General features: G+C 66.1%; 19 protein-coding genes and 1 pseudogene. 12 read left to right on the forward strand and 8 right to left on the reverse strand.

All coding sequences use genetic code 11. The features are described from left to right. Window positions 1–24: 24 nt before the first annotated feature. From I4U41_RS04920 to coaE, 11 genes are all read left to right on the forward strand, one after another. Window positions 25–1,485, forward strand: coding sequence for a sigma-54-dependent transcriptional regulator (locus tag I4U41_RS04920; RefSeq protein WP_206859989.1), 1,461 nt, complete (start codon window positions 25–27; stop codon window positions 1,483–1,485). A 496-nt stretch (window positions 1,486–1,981) separates the two neighbouring features. Continuing rightward, window positions 1,982–2,452, forward strand: a complete 471-nt coding sequence (locus I4U41_RS04925) for a pilin (RefSeq protein ID WP_206859990.1) — start codon at window positions 1,982–1,984, stop codon at window positions 2,450–2,452. Window positions 2,453–2,592: 140 nt separating this feature from the next. Next, a complete protein-coding gene (locus I4U41_RS04930) occupies window positions 2,593–4,608 on the forward strand; it encodes a glycosyltransferase family 87 protein (RefSeq protein WP_206859991.1) in 2,016 nt (671 codons plus the stop codon). 10 nt (window positions 4,609–4,618) lie between these two features. Then, complete coding sequence (locus tag I4U41_RS04935; protein WP_206859992.1) at window positions 4,619–5,791, forward strand: glycosyltransferase family 2 protein; 1,173 nt, start codon at window positions 4,619–4,621, stop codon at window positions 5,789–5,791. Next, on the forward strand, window positions 5,775–6,578 hold the full coding sequence (locus tag I4U41_RS04940; RefSeq protein ID WP_206859993.1) for a glycosyltransferase: 804 nt from the start codon (window positions 5,775–5,777) through the stop codon (window positions 6,576–6,578). The genes I4U41_RS04935 and I4U41_RS04940 overlap by 17 nt, the downstream gene beginning before the upstream one ends. Continuing rightward, window positions 6,575–6,952: a hypothetical protein gene (locus I4U41_RS04945; RefSeq protein ID WP_206859994.1), complete on the forward strand. Its 378-nt coding sequence runs from the start codon at window positions 6,575–6,577 to the stop codon at window positions 6,950–6,952. The genes I4U41_RS04940 and I4U41_RS04945 overlap by 4 nt, the downstream gene beginning before the upstream one ends. Before the next feature lie 66 nt (window positions 6,953–7,018). After that, entirely contained in the window at window positions 7,019–7,672 is a 654-nt protein-coding gene (locus I4U41_RS04950; RefSeq protein WP_206859995.1) for a methyltransferase domain-containing protein, read from the forward strand. A 178-nt stretch (window positions 7,673–7,850) separates the two neighbouring features. Then, window positions 7,851–9,575: a type IV-A pilus assembly ATPase PilB gene (gene pilB / locus I4U41_RS04955; RefSeq protein ID WP_206859996.1), complete on the forward strand. Its 1,725-nt coding sequence runs from the start codon at window positions 7,851–7,853 to the stop codon at window positions 9,573–9,575. A gap of 3 nt (window positions 9,576–9,578) precedes the next feature. After that, window positions 9,579–10,835, forward strand: coding sequence for a type II secretion system F family protein (locus I4U41_RS04960; RefSeq protein ID WP_206859997.1), 1,257 nt, complete (start codon window positions 9,579–9,581; stop codon window positions 10,833–10,835). 18 nt (window positions 10,836–10,853) lie between these two features. Further along, window positions 10,854–11,717: a prepilin peptidase gene (locus I4U41_RS04965; protein WP_206859998.1), complete on the forward strand. Its 864-nt coding sequence runs from the start codon at window positions 10,854–10,856 to the stop codon at window positions 11,715–11,717. A 55-nt stretch (window positions 11,718–11,772) separates the two neighbouring features. After that, window positions 11,773–12,390: a dephospho-CoA kinase gene (gene coaE, locus I4U41_RS04970; RefSeq protein WP_206859999.1), complete on the forward strand. Its 618-nt coding sequence runs from the start codon at window positions 11,773–11,775 to the stop codon at window positions 12,388–12,390. 21 nt (window positions 12,391–12,411) lie between these two features. Here the strand turns inward: coaE and I4U41_RS04975 are convergent, their stop codons facing one another. The 3 genes from I4U41_RS04975 to I4U41_RS04985 all read right to left on the reverse strand — a co-directional run bounded on the left by I4U41_RS04975 (window position 12,412) and on the right by I4U41_RS04985 (window position 17,445). After that, window positions 12,412–13,407, reverse strand: coding sequence for a Nudix family hydrolase (locus I4U41_RS04975; RefSeq protein ID WP_242524986.1), 996 nt, complete (start codon window positions 13,405–13,407; stop codon window positions 12,412–12,414). Window positions 13,408–13,482: 75 nt separating this feature from the next. Continuing rightward, window positions 13,483–16,212, reverse strand: coding sequence for a preprotein translocase subunit SecA (gene secA / locus I4U41_RS04980; RefSeq protein WP_206860000.1), 2,730 nt, complete (start codon window positions 16,210–16,212; stop codon window positions 13,483–13,485). 309 nt (window positions 16,213–16,521) lie between these two features. Continuing rightward, the gene (locus tag I4U41_RS04985) at window positions 16,522–17,445 is read right to left on the reverse strand and encodes a M23 family metallopeptidase (RefSeq protein ID WP_206860001.1); all 924 of its coding nucleotides are present in this window, start codon (window positions 17,443–17,445) and stop codon (window positions 16,522–16,524) included. Between I4U41_RS04985 and I4U41_RS04990 the strand changes: the two genes are divergently transcribed. Further along, window positions 17,444–17,902, forward strand: coding sequence for a DciA family protein (locus I4U41_RS04990; protein ID WP_206860002.1), 459 nt, complete (start codon window positions 17,444–17,446; stop codon window positions 17,900–17,902). The two genes, I4U41_RS04985 and I4U41_RS04990, sit on opposite strands and share 2 nt — an antisense overlap. A 219-nt stretch (window positions 17,903–18,121) precedes the next feature. On the opposite strand, the gene lpxC is transcribed toward I4U41_RS04990, so the two are convergent. The 5 genes and pseudogenes from lpxC to I4U41_RS05015 all read right to left on the reverse strand — a co-directional run bounded on the left by lpxC (window position 18,122) and on the right by I4U41_RS05015 (window position 23,711). Then, complete coding sequence (gene lpxC / locus I4U41_RS04995) at window positions 18,122–19,036, reverse strand: UDP-3-O-acyl-N-acetylglucosamine deacetylase (RefSeq protein WP_206860003.1); 915 nt, start codon at window positions 19,034–19,036, stop codon at window positions 18,122–18,124. A gap of 464 nt (window positions 19,037–19,500) precedes the next feature. Next, window positions 19,501–20,560: pseudogene (gene ftsZ, locus I4U41_RS05000) on the reverse strand (cell division protein FtsZ); the annotation flags it as partial. A gap of 181 nt (window positions 20,561–20,741) precedes the next feature. Beyond that, window positions 20,742–21,977, reverse strand: a complete 1,236-nt coding sequence (gene ftsA / locus I4U41_RS05005) for a cell division protein FtsA (protein WP_115841421.1) — start codon at window positions 21,975–21,977, stop codon at window positions 20,742–20,744. A 10-nt stretch (window positions 21,978–21,987) separates the two neighbouring features. Further along, window positions 21,988–22,725 (reverse strand): cell division protein FtsQ/DivIB, encoded by a 738-nt coding sequence (locus I4U41_RS05010; RefSeq protein ID WP_206860005.1) that lies wholly within the window; start codon window positions 22,723–22,725, stop codon window positions 21,988–21,990. Then, window positions 22,722–23,711, reverse strand: a complete 990-nt coding sequence (locus I4U41_RS05015; protein WP_255542014.1) for a D-alanine--D-alanine ligase — start codon at window positions 23,709–23,711, stop codon at window positions 22,722–22,724. Before I4U41_RS05015 ends, I4U41_RS05010 begins: the two co-directional genes overlap by 4 nt. Between the last annotated feature and the right edge of the window lie 2 nt (window positions 23,712–23,713).

The raw sequence follows: 23,713 nt of genomic DNA on the forward strand, positions 1-23,713 counted from the left end.
TTATCGTGAAGGCCGGAGGAGAGGATGGCCGAAACACGTAGTGCATTGGTGGTCGACGACGAACGCGACATCCGCGAACTGCTCGTCATGACCCTGGGCCGCATGGGCCTGCGATGCGACACCGCCTCCACCCTCGGCGAGGCGCGCGGGCAACTCGCGCGCAATCGCTATGACCTGTGCCTGACGGACATGCGCCTTCCGGACGGGTCGGGCATGGACCTGGTCGCCGAAATCAGCCAGAAGCATCCGGAAACCCCGGTCGCGATGATCACCGCCTTCGGCAACGTCGAAGCCGCGGTGGAAGCGCTGAAGGCCGGCGCCTTCGATTTCGTCGCCAAACCGGTGGACCTGGCCGTGCTGCGCGACCTCGTCCGCCACGCGCTGGATCTCAACGAACGCCGCAAGAGCGCGCCGCCCGCCGACGCCGTGGCCGCGCGCCTGTACGGCCAGTCGCCGGCGATGGCGCAGCTTCGCGGGACCATCGCCAAGGTCGCCCGCAGCCAGGCGCCGGTGTACATCGTCGGCGAATCCGGCGTGGGCAAGGAACTCGTCGCCCGCACCATCCACGCCGAAGGCGCGCGTTCCACCGGGCCGTTCGTACCGGTGAACTGCGGCGCGATCCCGGCCGAGCTGATGGAAAGCGAGTTCTTCGGCCACAAGAAGGGCAGCTTCACCGGCGCGCATGCCGACAAGCCCGGCCTGTTCCAGACCGCCGACGGCGGCACGCTGTTCCTCGACGAGATCGCCGAGCTGCCGCTCGCCATGCAGGTGAAGCTGCTGCGCGCGATTCAGGAAAAATCGATCCGTCCCGTCGGCGCGAATGCCGAGGTGCCGGTCGACGTGCGCATCCTCTCGGCCACGCACAAGGACCTGGCCGCGCTCGTCGCCGACGGCCGCTTCCGCCAGGACCTTTATTACCGCATCAACGTGATCGAACTGCGCGTGCCGCCGCTGCGCGAACGCCAGGACGATCTGCCCGGCCTCGCCGAGAAGGTGCTGCAGCGCCTGTCCGTCGCGCAGGGCCGCGTGTTCCCGCCGACGCTCAGCCCCGACGCGCTCGACGCGCTGCGTGCGTACGCCTTCCCGGGCAACGTGCGCGAGCTGGAGAACATCCTCGAGCGCGCGCTCGCCCTGGCCGAAGGCGACAGCCTGACGGCGGAGGACCTGCGCCTGCCGAAGCCGGCCGTGCCGGCGCCTTCGGCAGTCACGACATCGCCAGCGCCCGGCGCGCCCGCTGCGCCCGCAGCTCCGGCTTCGCCGCCGCTGATGGTCCCCGGCCAGCCCGCGCAGGCCATCGACCCGCGCACGCTCAACCCGCGCGATACCGCCAGCAGCCCCCTGCCCTCGTACATCGAGGAAATCGAACGCGCCGCCATCCAGCAGGCGTTGCAGGAAAACCGCTACAACAAGACCCGCACCGCCGCGGCGCTGGGCATCACCTTCCGCGCGTTGCGGTACAAGCTGAAGAAGCTGGGGATCGATTGAGGGCATCGCAACGCGACGCCTCGATGCGTCGCGTCGGTCCGCGCTGATTGGTTCCGCGTGATCGGGTGCGATCGCGCGCGCATGTCCGCACTGGATCTCATGACGCTTTTGGTAGCCCGGGTAAGGCCATAGGCCGCACCCGGGGCCGCCGCGGCTCCGCATGACGGTCGCCACCTCCGCCGCTATGAGCCCCGAAAGTAGGCTCTCCCCCCACATCCGGCCGTACGCATCCGTACAACCCTGTCCGGAAATCCCGCACAGGACTGACGCAAATGGTCAGCCCCTGAGTTGCGTGACAATTTGCGTCACCCGACGTTTGGCGGCTTCTGACATTTAGCGTGATGTCATCTCCAGTTCAGCACGCCCATGTGCGGAAAAGCTTGTTGGCACGGCTTATGCGTGTACCTTTGCGGCACGTGCAAGTGGGCACGGCTGCCGAGGACCGGAAAGTCCGGCCCACAGGCACGTGAAGTTCAACACTCCTAGGGGAAATCGTATGAAGAAGCAGCAGGGCTTTACCCTCATCGAACTGATGATCGTCGTCGCGATCATCGGCATCCTGGCCGCCATCGCGCTGCCGGCCTACCAGACCTACACCATCAAGGCCAAGGTGTCGGAAGCGATCCTGGCGGCCAGCCAGTGCCGCACGACGGTGGCCGAGGTGTACCAGAGCGCCAGCGGCACCGCGCTGCCGGGCGCCGGCGAGTGGGGCTGCGAAACCACCACGGCGACCAAGTTCGTGGCCTCCGTCGCTACCGACGGCGTCGGCAAGATCACCGTCACCACCAGTGCTGACGGCAGCCTGGGCGATGCGGCCAGCACCACGATCGACCTGATCCCGATGGCCGGCAACCCGCCGGCGGCTGCCACGGCGAACAACATCGGTGAGCAGATCACCGCCTTCGATTGCAAGCCGGGCACCACCTCCGGCATCGACCCCAAGTTCCTGCCGGGTTCGTGCAAGTAATCGCAATTGTCAGTTGAACAAAAACCCCGGCTTCGGTCGGGGTTTTTTTTGGCAAACTAATCTTGGGGTTCGCAGCCGTGGGTTACCGGCTGCCGTTTGAAGTCGATCGGCCATCAGCCGACCGGAACGGGGAGTTTCGCATGGTACAAGCCATGGATCGCGCGAGAGCGCATCCCATCGACGACGCTGCATCCTTGCGGCTGCCACGCGAGGCTACGGCTGCGACGGTGATCGCGATCCTGGCATCGCTCTGGATCTTCTGCGCAGGCAAGGACGCCAGCTGGGACGTCTTCAATCATCACTATTACATCCCCTTCGCGTGGATGACGGGCCGTATCGACGCCGACTTCTTCGGTGCCGGACCGCAGAGTTACCAGAACCCGCTGGGTTACCTGCCGTTCTATGTGCTGGTCTCTGCAGGCCTGCCCTCCTGGGTCGTAGGGCTGCTGCTTGGGCTTCTACATGCACTGGCCATCTATTTCGTCTGGCGGATTACGGGCGCACTGTGGACCCATGAACGCAAGGCGGTGTTGTGGCGAACCCTCGCCACCGCACTTGCGGCAGTCTCGCCCTCTTTCCTCATGACCTTGGGCACGTCCTCCGCGGACCCGATTTCAGCGGTCCTCGTGCTAGGCGGCATCTGGTGCCTCGTTTCGCTGAACGGACGCCGCTCGCCATGGATAGCCATAGCGGCCGGCACGCTGATCGGATTGGCCTTTGCCATCAAGTTGAGCAACGCCATCTTCGTTGCCGCAGCCGGCGCAATGGCCATCTGGCAAACCGCACGCGGCCGACTCCCGGTTGCGTCGCTGCTGCTTTGCGCCATGGGAGGCGCAGTGGGCGTCGCGGCAGGCATGGGGTGGCATGCCTGGGTGCTCTGGGAACATTTCGGCAACCCGGTATTCCCATTCGCCAACAACATCTTCCACTCGCCGCACGTGTCGACGCAGCCGCTCATGGCGCGGCGCTTCATGCCCGACTCGCCGTTGCAGTGGATCTCGCGGCTATGGGAAATGGCGTCCATGCGGCGCTATGTCTACCAGGAGACCTTCGCTCCCGATATCCGCCCTGCCCTCGCCTTGATGGTGACACTGGGCGGAGTACTGATCGCCGTTCATCGCCTTGTCCGGCGTCGAACGCAAGCTACGTCAAATCATGTCTCGCGATGGTCGGGGGCCGACGCCGATCTCGCCGTTTTCTGCATCGTTGCCTATGTCGGATGGCTGGCCACGTCCGGTAACGGGCGTTATGCGTTGGCGCTGCTGATGCTGATGGGGCTGTGGCTGGCGCGCGCCTGCTACCTGGTCATGCCGGACAAGCTTGCGCGTAGCCTCGCGCTCATCGTGATTCCGCTGCAGTTGGCTCATTTCGTTTCCGGCCAGGACGTCCGCATCGCAGCGGAGCCGTGGACGAACGCGTCTTACCTTCCGGTCGAAGTGCCGGAAAAGCTAGCCGACACTCCGTATCTGCACCTGGTTGTCGGCGGCTCACAAACGAATGCATCGCTCGCAGCGTTCTTCCATCGTAACGGTGCGCTGATCAATCCCATTGGGCAGATGTCCCTTCCAATGCACGGCGCGAACGGCGACCAACTCAAGCGACGCTTCGAACGATGGAAGGGCCGAACGAGACTGCTGTTTCCGGCTTTTCCCGCAGTGAGCAAGCAGGATCGCCTTCGAAACGCGGTCGCCGTGATGATCCGGCGGTTGGGATTTACCGTCGATTGGAGCGATTGCGTGCAGGTCCGCTATCGAGCCGCAACCGCTCCTGATGATTCGAGTTACTGGTGGATTCACCAGAAGTTCCTGCCGGGCAAACTCGATCGCCAGCTCACGAGCTGCGCCTTGATTGCGGCCCCCATCCTGCCGACAACGATCGACCCCATGAACGAGAAGGCAGAACGCGTATTCGCGTTGCTCGAACGCGAATGCCCCCTCGTCTATGGGCCGTCTCCGCCAGTTACCGAGCGGGCACCGAACGCCTGGGAACGTCTATACGCAAACACCGACACTGTCGTGGTCGTCTCTCCGACCAAGGGTGTGCTCGCCTCGCGCGAGCGCGTGCTGTCCATCCGCTACCTGGGCACGATCGATGAAGTGCTCGAAGGTCGCGGTGATCTTCAATGCAAGTTGTGGCCGCTGTCCACGCCGGAATGACATGGCTCCCATGAGCAACGAACTCGAGCTCACCATCCTGCTGCCCTGCCTCAACGAGGCCGAAACGATCGAGCGCTGCGTGCGCAAGGCGCGCGATTTCCTTTCGAACCATGGCGTCGCAGGCGAAGTGCTCGTGGCCGACAACGGCTCTACGGACGGCTCCCAGGCGCTGGCCATCGCAGCCGGCGCGCGAGTCGAGAGCATCGCGGAACGCGGTTACGGCGGGGCGCTCAGGGGAGGCATCGCGGCGGCGCGGAGTCGCTTCGTGGTGATGGGGGACGCCGATGACAGTTACGACTTCTCCTCCTTGCAGGGCATCCTCGAAGCCCTGCGCGATGGCGCCGACCTGGTGATGGGGAACCGGTTCAAGGGAGGAATCCAGCCCGGGGCGATGCCGCTGCTTCACCGGTACCTCGGCAATCCCGTCCTGAGCTTCCTCGGCCGACTCTTCTACCGCGTGCCGATCGGAGACTTTCACTGCGGGCTGCGTGGCTTCCGCAGGGAGTCCATCCGATCGCTGGGCCTGTCCACGCCGGGGATGGAATTCGCCAGCGAAATGGTGGTCAAGAGCGCACTCAACCGGCTCCGCATCGCTGAAGTGCCGGTCACGCTGTCGCCCGACGGACGCTCCAGGCCACCACACTTGCGAACATGGCGCGATGGTTGGCGCCATCTGCGCTTCCTCCTGCTCTATAGCCCCCGCTGGCTTTTCCTCATTCCGGGCCTGTTACTTGCCGTTGCCGGCATGCTGGGCATGGCCGCGATCGCGTTCCACTCCGTCGCGATCGGCAACCTGGGACTGGACATCCACACGCTCTCGTACGCGGGCGCCGCGATCACGCTCGGTGTGCAGATGGTCGTTTTCGCGATCCTGACCAAGCTGATGGGCGTTCGCAACGGCTGGCTTCCGATTTCCCCACTGCAGCAACGATGGCTGTCGCGACTCACGCTGGAACGATGCCTGATCGCATCGGCGTTGCTGTTCGCCACAGGCATCATGCTGTCGTTGCATGCCGTCTCGCTGTGGGCTGCCACCGACTTCGGCCCGTTGGCGCCAAGGGAAACGATGCGTTGGGTCATCCCGTCCGTCACGATGATGGCGGTAGCCGGCGAGGTTGGCCTGGCCGCGTTCTTCCTGGAAGCGCTCCGGCTCCCCTCGGAACGGCGTGAAGAACGTGTCTGACCAGCATGCCTTCGTCGTCCTCGCGTATGGACGCTCGCCTTACCTCGAGGAATGCCTTCGATCACTGGCGACGCAATCGCTACCATCGCGAGTGATCGTCAGCACCTCCACGCCCTTCGAGGGACTCGACGAACTGTGTCGCCGGCATGGAGCGGCCCTGCATGTACACGGTCCAAACCGTGGCATCGGCCCCGATTGGAATGCCGCGCTCAGAGCGGCGGGGGATGCGCGCCTGGTGACGCTCGCCCATCAGGACGACCTGTACCTGCCGGACTTCGTTCGCACGGTCGTGGACGCCCATGGCGCCACGCCGGCTGCGGCGTTCTCGTTCTGCGATTCGGAAGAAGTGTGGCCGGATGGGCGGGTGCGTACCTGGGGCTTGAATCACCGCATCAAGCGCCTCCTGATCGCAATGGCCACCTTTGGTGCGGGCACGATGCGCGGGCAGCTTCGTCGGCAGTTGCTGCTGGGGTTCGGCAACCCGATCATCTGCGCCACCGTCACTTTCGACCGGTCCGTCGCACCCACCTTCGCCTTTCGCGAGGATCTGCGCACGAACATGGACTGGCTGGCGTGGAGCACCTTGTCCCGCCATGCGCCCGTGATCCGCGTCCGGCGGGCATTAGTCCGCCGACGTGTTCACGAGGCCAGCGAGACGGCACGCTGCATTGTCGACGGGAGCCGGCTGGCCGAAGATAGGATGATCTTCGCGTCCCTATGGCCGTCCACCCTTGCGCGGGGCATCGCGGCGGTTTACCGCCTTTCCTATCGTGGATACCTGAGTTGAACGTCCTGACCTATCTGCTGATCGCCGTCAGCACGTTGTGCACGCTGTCGGCACAATTGATGCTGAAAAAGGTCATCGTGGACCCGGCGACCCGCGAGGCGATGGCCGCCGGCCCGACGAGCTTCATCCTCTCGGCCGCCATGCATCCTTTCACCTGGCTGGCACTTTGCCTGCAGGTGGGCGGCTATGTCGTCTGGTTCTTCGTGCTCAGTCGCGAGCGTCTTGCGGTGTCCTTCGCGCTTTCCGGCTCGCTCTTCTACATTCTCACGGCGCTTGCGGCCTGGCACTTCTACTCGGAAAGGCTCACGCCCTACCAGTGGTCGGGCATCATCTTCATTTCCATCGGCGTGATGCTCATCGCCCGGCAGGGCTGAAGGACGACTTTGGATACGCCACGGCTCACCTACGCGAATTTCGAGAAACTGCCGGTCCCTAGGCCGGTGGATCGCCTGGACTATATTTCCGGGGCATGCCGGGGCAAGTCGGTGCTGGACATTGGTTGCCTTGATGAAACCGCGCTGGTCAAGCGCGATACGCAGCACTGGCTTCACGGTCGGATAGGAAAGGTGGCCGAGCGGGTCCTGGGCGTAGACAACTCGCCCAAGGTTCCGGACGAGGGTCTCGTCTCGGGATCGAACAGTCGCATCGTTCGGGGCGATGCAACGCTTCTGGATCTGCACGCCTTCGGCTTCGACCGAGTCGACGTCGTGGTCGCCGGCGAATTCATCGAGCACATCGAGCATCCGCTCGAGTTCCTGCGCCAGATGACGCGATCGTTCGCCGGCAGCGAGATGCTCCTCTCGACACCGAATGGAATGAGTCTTTCCAACACGATGATGGGCGTGCTCGGAAGAGAGGTCCAACACCCGGATCATCTTCACAACTTCACGTTCAAGACGCTCAACACCCTCTGCCTGCGAGCGGGCATTCCGGGTTGGCGGATCATTCCGTACCACTTCTATGCAACCGAGATGATCCTCGGATCGTCCGGCCTGAAACGCGCCGGAACGCGCCTGGCTGCCTCATGCGTCAGGGGCGTGGAGCGGTTCACCCCCCTGTTAAGCTTCGGCTATATCGTTCACGCACGACTCTAGCCGCGTCGGCTCCCGGCGGCTGCAGGGGGCGCGCTGGGAACGCGGCTCGGCTGTACTGGCGATCCCGCTGCTGTTTTTCACGGCCGAGACGTGATGCCGCTCTCAGGCCCGGCCCTTGAAACACCCCATTCTGGGCGACTTGGAGTACATTGCAGACGGGGAAAACAGAAGGTCAACCATGTCCACGGTCGCCACGGCCAACCTGGTGGGGGTCACCGGTATTGCACGACGCCTGGTTCTGGACGGCGCGCTCGAAGAGCACGCCGCCCGTGAGGCCATGCGCGCTGCCAGCGCTGAACGCAAACCGATTGCCGCCTACCTGACCGAAAAACGGCTGGTCACGCCCAAGGCGATGGCCGCGGCCAACTCGGTCGAATTCGGCATTCCGATCTTCGACGCCGCCGCGCTCGACCCTTCGCAGATGGCCGTGCGACTGGTCAGCGAGGAACTGCTGCGCAAGCATCACGTGCTGCCGCTGTTCAAGCGCGGCGGCAAGCTGTTCCTCGGCGTCGCGGACCCCACCAACTCGCACGCGCTGGACGAAATCAAGTTCCACACGAACCTGACGATCGAGCCGATCCTGGTCGACCAGGACACGATCGTACGAAGCGTGGAGAAGGCCCTCGAACACACCGACGCGCTCGGCGATGCCGTGGGCGACGACGGCGAAGGTCTCGAAACGCTCGACGTCGGCAAGGACGACGATCTGTCCAGCGACAGCGGCGTTGACGCGAAAGGCGACGACACGCCTGTCGTCAAGTTCGTCAACAAGGTGCTGGTGGACGCGATCCGCCGGGGCGCATCGGACATCCATTTCGAGCCGTACGAAACCGAATACCGCGTGCGCCTGCGCATCGACGGCATCCTCAAGACGGTGGCGAAAGTCCCGGTCAAGCTGCAGGCGCGCATCGCCGCGCGCCTGAAGGTGATGGCGCAGCTGGACATCGCCGAGAAGCGCGTGCCGCAGGACGGCCGCATCAAGCTCAACCTGTCCAAGACCAAGCAGATCGACTTCCGCGTCAGCACGCTGCCGACGCTGTTCGGCGAGAAGGTCGTGCTGCGTGTGCTGGACGGCAGCGCCGCCAGGCTCGGCATCGACAAGCTGGGCTACGAGGACGACCAGAAGGACCTGTTCCTCGCGGCGATCCAGAAGCCCTACGGCATGGTGCTGGTCACCGGCCCCACCGGCTCCGGTAAAACCGTGTCGCTGTATACCGCGCTGAACATCCTCAACGACGACCAGCGCAACATCTCCACCGTCGAGGACCCGGTCGAAATCCGCGTGCCGGGCATCAACCAGGTGCAGATGAACGTCAAGCGCGGCATGACTTTCGCCGCCGCGCTGCGCAGCTTCCTGCGCCAGGACCCGGACGTGATCATGGTCGGCGAAATCCGCGACCTCGAAACCGCCGAGATCGGCATCAAGGCCGCGCAGACGGGCCACATGGTGCTGTCCACCCTTCATACCAACGACGCGCCGCAGACCATCGCGCGTCTGATGAACATGGGCGTGGCGCCGTACAACATCACCTCGTCGGTGACGCTCGTGATCGCCCAGCGACTGGCGCGCCGCCTGCACGACTGCAAGCGCGAAGTCGAACTGCCCGGGCACGCGCTGCTGGCCGAAGGCTTCTCGCAAGAGGAAGTGGCCGCCGGCCTGAAGATCTACGAGCCTGTCGGTTGCCCCGACTGCACCGAGGGCTACAAGGGGCGCACCGGCATCTACCAGGTGATGCCGATGTCCGAAGAGATCCAGGCCATCATCCTGGAAGGCGGCAACGCCATGCAGATCGCCGAAGCGGCGCAGAAGGCGGGCATCCGCGACCTTCGCCAGTCCGCCCTGCTGAAAGTAAAGAACGGCGTCACCAGCCTCGCCGAAATCAACCGCGTTACCAAGGACTAAGCCATGTCCGCTACCCGTACGATCTCCAAGACGCAACAGAACGCGCGACGCGTCGAGGCCATGCCCATGTTCGTGTGGGAAGGCACGGACAAGCGTGGCGTGAAGATGAAGGGCGAGCAGCAGGCGAAGAACGCCAACTTCGTGCGTGCCGAGCTGCGCCGCCAGGGCATCACGCCCGGCGTGGTGAAGGTGAAACCGAAGCCGCTGTTCGGCGGCGCCGGAAAGCGCATCACTCCGCTCGATATCGCCGTCTTCAGCCGCCAGATCGCCACGATGATGAAGTCGGGCGTACCGATCGTCGGTGCGCTGGAGATCATCGGCAACGGCCACAAGAATCCCAGGATGAAGCAGATGGTGAATGCCATCCGCTCGGACCTGGAGAACGGTTCGTCGCTCTATGAGTCACTGACCAAGCACCCGGTGCAGTTCGACGAGCTGTACCGCAACCTCGTCAAGGCGGGCGAGTCGGCGGGTGTGCTCGAGACCGTCCTCGACACTATCGCGACCTACAAGGAAAACCTGGAAGCACTGAAGGGCAAGATCAAGAAGGCGCTGTTCTATCCGGCCGCGGTGATCGCCGTGGCGATCCTGGTGAGCGCAATCCTGCTGATCTTCGTGGTGCCGCAGTTCAAGGAAGTATTCAGCAATTTCGGCGCCGACCTGCCTGCTTTCACGCTCATGATCATCGCCATGAGCGAGTTCATGATCAGCTACTGGTGGCTGATGCTGGTCAGCGTAATAGGCACTGGCGTAGCCTTCATCATGGCCAAGAACCGGTCATTGGCCTTCTCGCACTTCCTCGACCGCATGGTACTGAAGCTCCCCGTCATCGGCCAGGTGATGCACAACTCGGCCATCGCCCGTTTCGCCCGAACACTGGCAGTGACCTTCAAGGCGGGCGTGCCGCTGGTGGAGGCCCTTGACACCGTTGCGGGCGCCACCGGCAACACCGTCTACGAGAAGGCGGTGAAGCGCATTCGCGACGACGTATCGGTGGGCTACCAGGTCAACCTCGCGATGAAGCAGGTGAACCTGTTCCCGCACATGGTGATCCAGATGACCGCGATCGGCGAAGAAGCCGGTGCGCTGGACTCAATGCTGTTCAAGGTGGCCGAGTTCTACGAGCAGGAGGTCAACAACGCGGTGGATGCCCTGTCGAGCCTGATCGAGCCTATGATCATGGTGGTGCTGGGCGTGCTGATCGGCGGCATGGTGATCGGCATGTACCTCCCCATCTTCAAGCTCGGTGCGGCCATCTAACCTCGAACCTGCTCCTTAATGGCATTCCTCGATCAAAACCCCGCCATCGGTTTCCCGCTGGCGGCCGGACTCGGCCTGCTGGTCGGCAGTTTCCTCAACGTGGTCATCCTGCGGCTGCCCAAGCGGCTGGAATGGCAGTGGCGGCGCGACAGCCGCGAGGTGCTCGGCGAGCCCGACACCTACGATCCGCCGCCACCGGGGATCGTGGTCGAGCGCTCGCACTGTCCACACTGCAAGCACCAGCTGTCGTGGTACGAGAACATCCCGGTGTTCAGCTACCTCGCGCTGCGCGGGAAGTGCCGCAACTGCAAGGCGCCGATCTCCCCGCAATACCCGGCCATCGAGCTGCTGACGATGCTGCTGGTGGTCGCGAGCGTGTGGCGCTTCGGCTTCGGCTGGCAGGGTTTCGGCGCGATCGTCTTCACCTGCTTCCTGATCGTGCTGTCCGGCATCGACCTGCGCACGCAACTGCTGCCCGACCAGCTCACCCTGCCGCTGATGTGGCTGGGCCTGATCGCGGCATCGGACAACCTGTACTTCCCGGCCAAGCCGGCGTTGCTGGGCGCGGTGGCGGGCTACCTCAGCCTGTGGATCGTGTGGTGGCTGTTCAAGCAGCTCACCGGCAAGGAAGGCATGGGCCACGGCGACTTCAAGCTGCTGGCGGCCATCGGTGCCTGGACGGGGCTCAAGGGAATCCTGCCGACGATCCTGTTGTCGTCCGTCGTCGGCGCGATCGTCGGATCGGTCTGGCTGGCGATGAAGGGTCGCGACCGCGCGACGCCGATTCCGTTCGGCCCGTACCTCGCCATCGCCGGCTGGATCACCTTCTTCTGGGGCGACCAGCTGATCGGCTCGTACATGCAGATCGCCGGACTGAAATAGACGGGCACCGCTCGCGCCGGTTTACCCTAGCCGCCCCGGAGCGGCGCGCAGGTCCATGAGCGGATTCATCATCGGCGTTACCGGAGGCGTGGCCTCCGGCAAGAGCGAAGTCACGCGCCGCTTCGAGGCGCTGGGCGTCGTCGTCGCGGACGCGGACGTCGCCGCCCGCGAAGCGGTGTCCCCGGGTTCGGAAGGACTGGCCGAGGTGGTCGCGGGCTTCGGCGCCGACGTGCTCGCGCCCGACGGCAGCCTGGATCGCGCCGCGATGCGCCGCCACGTCTTCGGCGACGCCGCCGCACGCCGCCGCCTGGAAGCCATCATCCATCCCCGCGTGCGCGCGAGCCTGCGCGAGACCTCCGCCGCGGCGCCTGGGCCGTACGCGGTCGCCGCGATCCCGCTGCTGGCCGAAGGCGGCGGTCGTGCCGCTTATCCGTGGCTCTCGCGCATCCTCGTCGTCGATGTGTCGGTCGACGTGCAGCGCGCGCGCGTCATGGCGCGCGACCGCGTCGATGCGGAACTGGCGCAGCGGATGATCGCCGCGCAGGCCACGCGTGACCAGCGGCTCGCGATCGCGGACGACGTCATCGTGAATGACGGGCCGATCGAAGCACTCGCCGAGCATGTGGCGGCGCTGGATCGGCGTTACCGGTCGCTGGCTGCGGTCAGCGGATAGGATCCTGCGCCCCGCGCGCGCTCACGTCGAAGGCCACAAGCCCCGTATCGCCGCGATGCCCTGCGCGCCATGCGCACGGGCCTCCTCGACGTCGGCCGGGCCGAGGCCGCCGATGGCGTAGATCGGCAACGACACGCGTTCGCGCATCTGCGCGAAACCGTCCCAACCGATGCCTTCCACGCCCGGGTGGCTCGGCGTCGGCTTGATCGTGCCGAGCAGCGCGAAGTCGCATCCCATCGCCTCGGCGGCGAGCAGGTCCTCGACGTCGTGACAGGAGGCGGCCAGCGGCAGCCCGTCCGGAATGGGCCGGCCGGACAGCGCATGCAACTGGCGCCCCGGCAGATGCAGGCCGATGCCGAACTCCACCGCGAGCGTGGCGTCGCCATTCACCAGCACGTCGGCCCCGGCCTGCCGGCAGGCGTGCGCCGCGCGTGCGACGAGCGAACGCCAGCGTCCGTCATCCAGGCCCGTCGCGCGCAGTTGCACGCGACGAACGCCGTTCGCCAAGGCCTGTTCGAGCTGCGCCAGCCACGCGATGTCGCCGCCATCGGGCATTGGCGTCACCAGATACGTCGGCGGTTGCAGCAGCGCCGCGACGACGGGCCGGTCGGCCGGCGGCATCGAATAGCTCGCCAGCTTCTGCGGCGGCACCCAGACCAGCGCCTGCCCTTCCAGCCCGCGCGCGTGGCCGCGCCATGCGGCGATGACGCGCACGTCCAGGCGCAGGCGCTTGTCGGGATAACGCTGGGGGACATTGATCAGCGGCGCGCCGATGTCGACTTCGATGCCGAGCTCCTCGTGCAGCTCGCGCGCCAGCGCCGCTTCGGCGGATTCGCCGGGTTCGTGCTTGCCGCCGGGGAATTCCCACAGGCCCGCGAGGTCGCGGCCTTCGGTGCGCCGCGCGAGCAGCACGCGTCCGCGCGCATCGCGGATCACGCCCGCGACGACTTCGACATGACGCAACCCGGCGCCCGGCACGATGGCCGGCGGGGCGTCCTTCGAAGCGGTGATGCTCATCCATTCACCGGAACGCGTCGCGCATTCCGGCTGCCCTCCCCCGCGCGCGGGAGAGGGCCTGCGGAGTCGCTGCCGTCAGGCGATCTGCCCATGGCAATGCTTGTACTTCTTGCCGCTGCCGCAGGGGCAGGGATCGTTGCGGCCGACATTGGCGAACACATCGCCGCCCGCGCCCGCCTGTGCCTGCGCGGCTTCCTCGTCAGCGCCGTAGCCACCGGCGGAGGCGTGCTGGAACTGCATCTGCCGTGCCTGCGCCTCGGCGGCGGCGCGCTCCTGCGCTTCCATCGCGGCGATCTCCTCCTCGCTGCGGATGCGCACGCGCGCCAGCAGGGTCACGACTTCGCGCTTGACCTTCTCCAGCATCTCGGAGAACAGCTCGAAGGCTTCCTTCTTGTATTCCTGCTTGGGCTGCTTCTGCGCGTAGCCGCGCAGGTGGATGCCCTGGCGCAGGTAGTCCATGCGCGCCAGGTGCTCCTTCCAGTTCTGGTCCAGCACGTTGAGCATGATGTGCTTTTCCAGCAGGCGCATCGTCTCGCCGCCCAGCTGCGTCTCGCGTTGCGCGAAGTGACCTTCGACGGCTTCCTGCACGAGGCGCTCGATCGTCTCGGCGTCGACTTCCTCGCTCTTGCCGACGAAGTCGGCCAGCGACATCTGCACGCCGAACTCCGAGGCGAGCGTCGCTTCCAGGCCCTGCAGGTCCCACTGGTCTTCCACCGAGTTCGGCGGGACGAAGCGCGCCACCGTATCGGCCACCACGTCGCCGCGGATGCCCTCGATGTTCTCCTGGACGCTCTCGGCTTCCAGCAGTTCGTCGCGCTGGGCGTAGATCACCTTGCGCTGGTCGTTGTTGACGTCGTCGAAGTCCAGCAGGTTCTTACGGATGTCGAAGTTGTGGGCTTCGACCTTGCGCTGCGCGTTGGCGATCTGCTTGGTCACCAGCGGGCTTTCGATGATGTCGTCTTCCTTCAGGCCCATGCGCGCCATCACGCGCTGCACCCAGTCGGCCGCGAAGATGCGCATCAGGTTGTCTTCGAGCGACAGGTAGAAGCGCGAGGAGCCCGGGTCGCCCTGGCGGCCGGCGCGTCCGCGCAGCTGGTTGTCGATGCGGCGGCTTTCGTGGCGCTCGGTGCCGACGATGTGCAGGCCGCCGGCGGCCTTGACCGCTTCGTGGCGCGCCTGCCATTCGGACTTCAGGCGGGCCTTGGTGACTTCGTCGATCTCGCCGCCGTTGCGCGACTCATGCTCGGCGATCTCGTTCTCGAGCGAACCGCCCAGCACGATGTCGGTACCGCGGCCGGCCATGTTGGTGGCGATGGTGATCGCGCCCGGGCGACCGGCCTGCGCGACGATCTGCGCCTCGCGCTCGTGCTGCTTGGCGTTGAGCACCTCGTGGTGGATGCCGGCATCGCGCAGCTGCTGGCTGAGCATTTCCGACACTTCGATCGAGGTCGTGCCGACCAGCACCGGCTGCTTGCGCGCGTTGGCGTCCTTGATCTCGTTGAGCACCGCTCGGTACTTGCCGTTGCGGTTGAGGAACACCGCGTCGGGGTGATCCTTTCGCTGCACCGGCTTGTGGGTCGGGATCACGATGACTTCCAGGCCGTAGATGCTCTGGAACTCGTACGCTTCGGTGTCCGCCGTACCGGTCATGCCGGACAGCTTCTTGTACATGCGGAACAGGTTCTGGAAGGTAATGCTCGCCAGCGTCTGGTTCTCGCGCTGGACCGGCACGCCTTCCTTCGCTTCCACCGCCTGGTGCAGGCCGTCCGACCAGCGGCGGCCGGCCAGCGTGCGGCCGGTGAATTCGTCGACGATCACCACCTCGCCGTCGCGCACGATGTAGTCCACGTCGCGCTGGTAGATGGCGTGCGCGCGCATGGCGGCATTGAGGTGGTGCACGACGCTGAGGTTCTGCGCGCCGTACAGCGAATCGTCGTCGCCCTGCAGGATGCCGGCCTGGCGCAGCAGGTCCTCGGCGTGTTCCTGGCCGGCTTCGGACAGGTGCACCTGCTTGCTCTTCTCGTCGACCCAGTAGTCGCCTTCGCTGTCTTCCGTCGCCTGGCGCGACAGCTGCGGGACGATGCGGTTGACCTTGATGTACAGCTCCGGCGACTCGTCGGCCGGGCCGGAGATGATCAGCGGCGTACGTGCCTCGTCGATCAGGATCGAGTCGACCTCGTCGACGATCGCGTAATGCAGGCCGCGCTGGAAGCGGTCGTCCTTCGACAGCGCCATGTTGTCGCGCAGGTAGTCGAAGCCGAATTCGTTGTTGGTGCCGTAGGTGATGTCCGCGCCGTACGCCGCGTGCTTGTCGCCGTGCGGCATGCCCGGGTAGACGACGCCGACCGACAGGCCCAGCCAGTTGTACAGGCGGCCCATCCAGGCCGAGTCGCGGCGGGCGAGATAGTCGTTCACGGTGACGACGTGGACGCCCTTGCCTTCCAGCGCGTTGAGGTAGACCGGCAGGGTCGCGACGAGGGTCTTGCCTTCGCCGGTGCGCATTTCGGCGATCTTGCCCAGGTGCAGGACCATGCCACCGATCAGCTGGACGTCGTAGTGGCGCATGCCGAGCACGCGCTTGGATGCCTCGCGGCAGACGGCGAACGCCTCCGGCAGGATCCTGTCGAGCGATTCGCCATCGGCGATGCGCTTCTGGAACTCCGGCGTCTTGGCCTGCAGCTGCTCGTCGGAGAGCTTCTGCATCTCCGGCTCAAGTGCGTTGATCTTGGCGACGGAGCGTTGCAGTTGGCGCAGCAGGCGTTCGTTACGGCTGCCGAAAACGCGGGTAAGCAGGCTGTTGAGCATGGAGTGCGACTGGGTCCGTTGTAGCGGAACAGGGAAACCGGCGGCTGGACGCATCAGAGTCCGCGTCCGCCAGCGAGTTCCCCGAAGGAAGGCTCTGGCCGGCTCAAATGAAATCGGGGCGCCGCGCGCCCCGATCGTCTCGAGCCTGAACTGTGGCCACGCCGATTGTAGCGTGTGGGCGAGGGCGGGTGCTTGCAAGGCACCGCCTTGCACCGTCCGGGCGCCTGGAGCGTGTCGCGGAGGGCCCGGGATCCTCGTGAGGCGTCCGGTTGCCCCGAAGTCTCACCCATCCCTCCCCTGACGCCTACTTCAGCCCTTGATCTCCATCTTCAACGGCGACTGCTGGCTCAGGAACTTGCGGGGGTTCACGACCCGACCGTTCTCCCACACCTCGAAGTGCACGTGGGCGCCGGTCGAGCGGCCCGTGGAACCGGCCTTGGCGATTTCCTGCCCGGCGCGGACCAGCTCGCCGACCTTGCGGGTCAGGCGCGAATTGTGCGCGTAGCGTGTGACGTAGCCGTTGCCGTGATCCACTTCGATGACGTTGCCGTAGCCCGAGCGCACGCCCGAGTAGCTGACCACGCCGTCGGCCACCGCGAGCACCGGATCGCCGACGTTCGCCTTGAAATCGATGCCCTTGTGGTTGGCATGCCCGCCGCTGAAGGGGTCGGCGCGACCGCCGAAGCCGGAGGTGATGTAGCTGTTGGCGATCGGCTCGCGGCCCGGCACGGCGTTCATGTCGAGCTGGCGGTTGAACAGCAGCGATTCCAGCACGGACAGCTGCTCGCCCGACGCCTTGAACTGCGCGTCCAGCGTGGCCATGCCATCGTCCAGTTCGGACTTGGTCATGTCGCGCACGGGGCCGACACCACCGACGCCCACCGGCTTGTCGAAGTCGAACTCGCCGTCCTGGAGCTGGCCGATGCGGGTCAGGCGCTCGCCGAGGGCGTTGAGGCGGTTGGCCTCTGCCTGGAGCTCGCCCATGCGGGCGGCCAGGGCGTTGATTTCACGCTGGGCGTCGCGGCGGGTCGCTTCGATCAGCGCCTCCTGCCGGTCGGCCTTGCTGCGCAGGACGGCGTTGTCGGCCAGGCCGATGCCCGCGCCGAGCGCGGTGCCGGTGCCCAGCAGCAGCGCCATCGCCAGCGCGGGACGCTGCGCGCCCCAGTGGCCGGCGCGATGCAGCCAATGCGAGAGCTGCACGCGCGATTTGTTTAGGATGGTCGAATAAGTCATGTCCAGTTCTGATTCCAAGCCCAGGCCCCGCAAAGGCGGCCCCTCGACTCCACGCGCCGCGCTGGATGCGCTGCTCGCCGAGCCCGCTGGCGGTCCCGTACGACGTGCCATTTGGCTCGACGAACTGGACCAACGGTTTCGCCCGCTCCTCCCACCGTCGCTGGCCGCGCATGCGCGACTGGCCAACTACGAGCGGGGTGGCCGGCTCGTGTTTGTCGTCGATGCCCCGGTATGGCGGGCCAAGATGCGGCTCGCTGCCCCTGAACTGCTCGACGCGGCCCGTTCCATCGGGCTGGATGCGGCTGAACTCATCGTCAAAACGACAACGCCGGTGACTGCCTCCCCGCAATCGGACCGGAAAGCCAAACCCATCTCCGCCACTGCACTGCAGGCTCTGCAGGCAGCGCTGGATTCCCTGAAAGACCCGGATACTTCCGGCTCCCGGGATCCGACCTGAGATTTCTTCGCATCGGCTGAGGTGTCGCCATTGCGTCGATACGCCAGGGTCCGGGGCATGCTAAAGGGCTAACCCCTTGAATTTGTTAAGAGGTTAGAAACCTTTCGGAAATATTTGGTTAAAAAAAGGTTAAGGCGTCACGTGAAGTTCACGTCTGTGACGCCCGCCCAATTCATGAAAACGCTTGCGGCGTGTGCCCAGCCGCTTTGCGAACCGCGCTCAGGCGGTTGCCGGAATCCCGTAGGTGACAGGCGCGTCGTGGAGGTCGGACTCGGTGAAGCTGACCTCGTCCCAGGCCGAGCGCTCGGCGAGCAGCGCGCGCACCAGCTTGTTGTTGAGGGCGTGGCCGGACTTGTAACCGACATACGCCCCGATGATCGGACGCCCCGCCAGATACAGGTCGCCGACGGCGTCGAGGATCTTGTGGCGGACGAATTCGTCGGCGTAACGCAGGCCGTCGTCGTTCAGCACGCGGAATTCGTCCAGCACGATCGCGTTGTCCATCGAGCCGCCCAAGCCGAGGTTGCGCTCGCGCATGTATTCCAGGTCGCGCATGAAACCGAACGTGCGGGCGCGGCTGACTTCCTGGATGTAGTTGGCGGTGGAGAACTCCACCACCGCGCGCGACTGCGACGCCGGGATCGCCGGATGGTCGAACTGCACGGTGAAGTCGAGGCGGAAGCCGTCGTACGGCTCGAACCGCGCGACCTTGTCGCCCTCGCGCACTTCCACCGGCTGGCGGATGCGGATGAAGCGCTTGGGCGCGTCCTGTTCGAGGATGCCCGCCGACTGCAGCAGGAACACGAACGGACCGGAGGAGCCGTCCATGATCGGCACTTCGGCCGCGGACAGCTCCACATAGAGATTGTCGACGCCCAGGCCCGCCAGCGCGGACAGCAGGTGCTCGACGGTCTGGATCTTGGCCGGACCGCAGCTCAGGCCCGTGCAGAGCGTGGTCTCGGTGACCAGCTCGGCGCTCGCCGGCACTTCCACCACCGGGTCCAGGTCCACGCGACGGAACACGATCCCGGTATCGACCGGCGCCGGACGCAGCGTGAGAAACACCTTCTCGCCACTGTGCAGGCCCACGCCGGTGGCGCGGATCACGTTCTTGAGGGTGCGCTGGCGCAGCATGGGGGAACCTTGGGAGGCGGCGTTCTTCTTGTTACAGGTGTGTGCGACCGCAGGCGAATGCAAATGGTTCTCGCCTGAACGGCCGGCAAGAATAGCACCGCGAACGCTGAACCATGACGGAAACGAGTCACGGAAAGCCGGCGTCAAGACGGCCGGCCGGACCCGCCTGGGCGGACCGGCCGGCCCCTGCCCCACGAGGGGCCAGAAGGACGACGGCGACATGGCCTTCCCCGTCGCCGGGGAAGGCCGGGTGAAGCTCAGCGTCCGGCGGCGGGTTGAAGCGCCGCCGGACGAGGTACGTCAGTCAGCCTGGCGGCGCAGGAACGCGGGGATGTCCAGGTAGCTGCTGTCGCTGCCGAAGTCCGCCACGGCCGGCGTCGCCGCCGGTTCCGCGCTGCGGGCGCCGGCGCTGCCGCGCAGACTGTTGCCGAAGCTCGGGCGGGCCGACGGCATCTCGTCCATCGCCGAGAATTCCGGCTGGCCGGTCGTGGCGTTGCGCACCAGCGAGATCGGGGCGCGGTACGCCTCGCGCTCGTTGCCGCGCTGGCTCTGGCGGGCGACGGCCCGGTTCAGGCCCGTGGCGACCACGGTGACCTTCACCTCGTCCTGCATGTCCGGATCCAGCACGGTGCCGATGACGACGGTCGCGTCCTCGGAGGCGAAGTTCTCGATGGTGCGGCCGACTTCGTCGAACTCGGCCATCGTGAAATCCGGACCGGCCGTGATGTTGACCAGGATGCCGTTGGCGCCGGACAGGTTCACGTCGTCCAGCAGCGGGTTCTGGATCGCCGCTTCCGCCGCGGCCTGTGCACGATCGTCGCCGCGCGCGGCGCCCGTGCCCATCATCGCCAAGCCCATCTCGCTCATCACGGTGCGCACGTCGGCGAAGTCGACGTTGATCAGGCCCGGACGCACGATCAGGTCGGCGATGCCCTGCACGGCGCCGAGCAGCACGTCGTTGGCGGCGCGGAAGGCCTGGATCATCGTCGCGTTGCGACCCAGTACGGTGATCAGCTTCTCGTTCGGGATGGTGATCAGCGAGTCGCAGTGGTGGCTCAGTTCCTCGATGCCCTTCAGCGCGACCTGCATGCGGCGACGGCCTTCGAACGGGAACGGCTTGGTGACCACGGCCACCGTCAGGATGCCCATCTCCTTGGCCAGCTGCGCCACGACCGGCGCAGCGCCGGTGCCGGTGCCGCCGCCCATGCCGGCGGTGATGAACACCATGTCGGCGCCGGTCAGCGCGTCCATGATGCGTTCGCGGTCTTCCAGCGCGGCCTGGCGGCCGACTTCCGGATTCGCGCCTGCGCCCAGGCCCTTGGTGACGTTGCTGCCGAGCTGCAGTTGCAGCTTCGCGCCGCAGTTCTTGATGGCCTGCGCGTCGGTGTTGGCGGTGATGAATTCCACGCCATCGACGTTGCCGCTGACCATGTGCGCCACGGCGTTGCCGCCGCCGCCACCCACGCCGACCACCTTGATGACCGCGTTCGGGGCCATTTTTTCAACCAGTTCGAAATGTGCCATGTCGTCGTCCTCGTTATGTAGTGCTAGTTATTTGCTGTGCTTTCGAATCGTCGTAGTGCCGGAACCGCAAGTACTGCCGTCATCGCCTCGCCTGCCCGCTCGATCCAGGCCCTGCCCGGATCGGGAACCGGCGTCGGCCCATGCCGCGTCGATTCCTTGAAAACCCCTGGTCGCCGCGTCGTCAGAACTCGCCGCGATACCAGTTCTTGATCTTGTTGAAGAAGCTGCCCGCGCGGCCGGTTGGGATCACCGGGCGGCGCGGGTTCTCGATCTGGCTGCCCATCAGCAGCAGGCCCACGCCGGTCGCGTGCACCGGGTTGCCCACCACCTCGCCAAGACCGGTCACGTGCTGCGGAATGCCCACGCGCACCGGCATCTGCAGCATTTCCTCGGCCAGTTCGACCACGCCTTCCATCTTCGCGGCGCCGCCGGTGAGCACCATGCCGGCGCGCACGTGCTGCTCGAAGCCGCTGCGGCGCAGCTCGGCCTGGATCATTTCGAAGATCTCCTCGTAGCGCGCCTGCACGGCCTGCGCGAGCGAGGCGCGCGGCATGCGGCGCGGCGGGCGATCGCCGACGCTCGGAACCTGGATGGACTCTTCCGCCGTCGCCATCTGCGCCAGCGCGCAGGCGTAGCGCACCTTGATCTGCTCGGCTTCCGGCGTCGGCGTGCGCAGCATGTGCGCGATGTCCTCGGTCACCTTGTCGCCGGCGATCGGCAGGCTCGCGCTGTGTGCGATCGCGCCGCCGACGAACACCGCGATGTCGGTCGTACCGGCACCGATGTCGACCAGCACCACGCCGAGCTCGCGCTCGTCGCTGGTGAGCACGGCCTGGCTGGAGGCGAGCACGCTGAGGATCAGGTCGTCAACCTGCAGGCCGCAGCGCTGCACGCACTTGCTGATGTTCGCTGCCGCCGACTGCGCGCACACGACCAGGTGCGCGTGCACTTCCAGGCGCACGCCGGTCATGCCGACGGGATTGCGGATGCCTTCCTGCGAATCGTCGAGCACGTAGTCGCGCGGGATCGCATGCAGGATCTTCTGGTCGGCCGGGATCGCGACGGCCTTGGCCGCTTCGAGCACGCGATCCAGGTCGCCGTAAGTGACTTCGCCGTCGCGGATCGGTGCGATGCCCTGCGAGTTGCGGCACTGCACGTGGTTGCCGGAGATCGACGCGTAGACCGAACGGATCTCGCAGCCGGCCATCAGCTCGGCTTCCTCGATGGCGCGCTGGATCGACTGCACGGTGGACTCGATGTCCACCACGACGCCGCGCTTGAGGCCGCGCGATTCGTGCGAGCCGATACCGATCACCTCGATCGGGTTGCCCGGCGAGTATTCACCCACCAGCGCCACCACCTTCGAGGTGCCGATGTCGAGGCCGACGATCAGCGACTTGTCACCCTTGCGATTCATAACAACACGCTCATGATTGTCCCTGCTGCTGCGGTACTGCCGCCGGCGCCGGCACGGGCGCCCACGTCAATGCAAAACCATTGGTGTAACGAAGGTCGGCGAGCTTGAGCACCTGCGCCTGCTGCGTGAGCAGCTGCGGCAGCAGGCGCACGAAACGCGACAGGCGTGCACGCGCCTCGCTGCGACCGACCACGATGCGCGCACCGTTGTCGAGGCCGAGCGTCCAGCTGCCGCGCGGATCGAGGCCGACTTCGCGCACTTCAAGACCGATCGGCGCGAACATCGCGCGCGATTCGTTGTAGAGCTCGACGACTTCACTGACGCGCGCTTCGGGACCGCCGAGCAGCGGCAGCCCCTTCGGCACGTCGATGCCCTTCGCCGGGAAAAGCCTGCCCTGCTCCGACAGCAGCATCCCGCCGCTCCAGCGTGCGAACGGGCGGTGTTCGAACACCGTCACTTCCAGCACATCGGGCCAGCGCTTGCGCACTTCGGCGCGCTCGACCCACGGCAGCTTCGACACCGCGTCCTGCGCGCCCGCCAGATCCACCGCGAAGAAGCCGCGCTGCGCGTACGGCAGCAGCGTCTTCTGCAGCAGCACGCCATCGACGCGCTCGAACTGGCCCGTCGCGCGCAGCTTCGTCAGCGGCCAGTGCGACGCGCCGATCCAGCCGTTGAGCACGGCCACGACCGGCAGCGCGACCAGCGCCAGCGCGAGGATCCATCCGACGAGGCGAAGCATGGCGTTCACGCCAGCGCACCTCCCGCGTTCGTGTCGTCGGCCAGGCTGGACTCGAGCACGCGCCAGCACAGCTCGTCGAACTCGATGCCGATCTGGCGCGCGGCCTTGGGCACCAGCGAATGACTGGTCATGCCCGGCGCGGTGTTCACTTCGAGCAGGTACAGCTGGCCGGTCGCGCGATCGCGCATGAAGTCCACGCGACCCCAGCCGCGGCAACCGGCTGCGACGAAGGCCTCCGCCGCGATGCGGCCGATCTCCGCTTCCTCCGAGCCTTCCAGGCCGGGGCACAGGTACTGCGTGTCGTCGGAAATGTACTTGGCGTGGTAGTCGTACCACTCGCCCTTCGGGACGATGCGGATCGACGGCAGCGCGATGTCGTTGAGCACCGGCACGGTGAGTTCCTCGCCGACGATCAGCTGCTCCATCAGCATCTCGCCCGGATAGTTCGCGGCGAGTTCGACGGCGGCATCGAGGTCGGCGTCGCTCAGCACGCGCGACACGCCGACGCTGGAGCCTTCGCTCGACGGCTTGATGAATACCGGCAGCCCGAGCTCGCGCGCGGCGGAGTGCACGTCACTGCCCTTCGCCAGGCGCACGTAACGCGGCGTCGGCAGGCCGATGGCGAGCCACACCTGCTTGGTGCGGATCTTGTCCATCGTCAGCGCCGAACCCAGCACGTCCGAACCGGTGTACGGAACGCCGAGCGCTTCGCACAGGCCCTGCAGCACGCCGTCTTCGCCGCCGCCCTTGTTGCCGTGGAGGATGTTGAACACGCGATCGACGCTGTCGGCGCGGATCGCGTCGATCAGCGCCGGGATGCCATCGACGGCGAACGCATCGACGCCGCGCGAGCGCAGCGCTTCGAGCACGTTGCGGCCCGAGTCCAGCGAGACCTCGCGTTCGGCGCTGGTGCCGCCCATCAGCACGGCGACGCGACCGAACGCGGCCGGATCGGTGATGCGGGTCGGACCGAGTTTCGCCGCTGCGGACTGCAAGC

The sequence above is a fragment of the Lysobacter changpingensis genome (assembly GCF_017308985.1).
GTDB lineage: Bacteria > Pseudomonadota > Gammaproteobacteria > Xanthomonadales > Xanthomonadaceae > Lysobacter_J > Lysobacter_J changpingensis.

What these genes read in the sequence shown, in the direction of transcription:
- I4U41_RS04935 (WP_206859992.1), top strand. Translation starts at nt 4,619, where the DNA reads ATGAGCAACGAACTCGAGCTCACCATCCTGCTGCCCTGCCTCAACGAG.
- pilB (WP_206859996.1), top strand. Translation starts at nt 7,851, where the DNA reads ATGTCCACGGTCGCCACGGCCAACCTGGTGGGGGTCACCGGTATTGCA.
- I4U41_RS04965 (WP_206859998.1), top strand. Translation starts at nt 10,854, where the DNA reads ATGGCATTCCTCGATCAAAACCCCGCCATCGGTTTCCCGCTGGCGGCC.
- coaE (WP_206859999.1), top strand. Translation starts at nt 11,773, where the DNA reads ATGAGCGGATTCATCATCGGCGTTACCGGAGGCGTGGCCTCCGGCAAG.
- I4U41_RS04930 (WP_206859991.1), top strand. Translation starts at nt 2,593, where the DNA reads ATGGTACAAGCCATGGATCGCGCGAGAGCGCATCCCATCGACGACGCT.
- I4U41_RS04990 (WP_206860002.1), top strand. Translation starts at nt 17,444, where the DNA reads ATGTCCAGTTCTGATTCCAAGCCCAGGCCCCGCAAAGGCGGCCCCTCG.
- I4U41_RS04925 (WP_206859990.1), top strand. Translation starts at nt 1,982, where the DNA reads ATGAAGAAGCAGCAGGGCTTTACCCTCATCGAACTGATGATCGTCGTC.
- I4U41_RS04960 (WP_206859997.1), top strand. Translation starts at nt 9,579, where the DNA reads ATGTCCGCTACCCGTACGATCTCCAAGACGCAACAGAACGCGCGACGC.
- I4U41_RS04920 (WP_206859989.1), top strand. Translation starts at nt 25, where the DNA reads ATGGCCGAAACACGTAGTGCATTGGTGGTCGACGACGAACGCGACATC.
- ftsA (WP_115841421.1), bottom strand. Translation starts at nt 21,977, where the DNA reads ATGAATCGCAAGGGTGACAAGTCGCTGATCGTCGGCCTCGACATCGGC.
- secA (WP_206860000.1), bottom strand. Translation starts at nt 16,212, where the DNA reads ATGCTCAACAGCCTGCTTACCCGCGTTTTCGGCAGCCGTAACGAACGC.
- lpxC (WP_206860003.1), bottom strand. Translation starts at nt 19,036, where the DNA reads ATGCTGCGCCAGCGCACCCTCAAGAACGTGATCCGCGCCACCGGCGTG.
- I4U41_RS04975 (WP_242524986.1), bottom strand. Translation starts at nt 13,407, where the DNA reads ATGAGCATCACCGCTTCGAAGGACGCCCCGCCGGCCATCGTGCCGGGC.
- I4U41_RS04985 (WP_206860001.1), bottom strand. Translation starts at nt 17,445, where the DNA reads ATGACTTATTCGACCATCCTAAACAAATCGCGCGTGCAGCTCTCGCAT.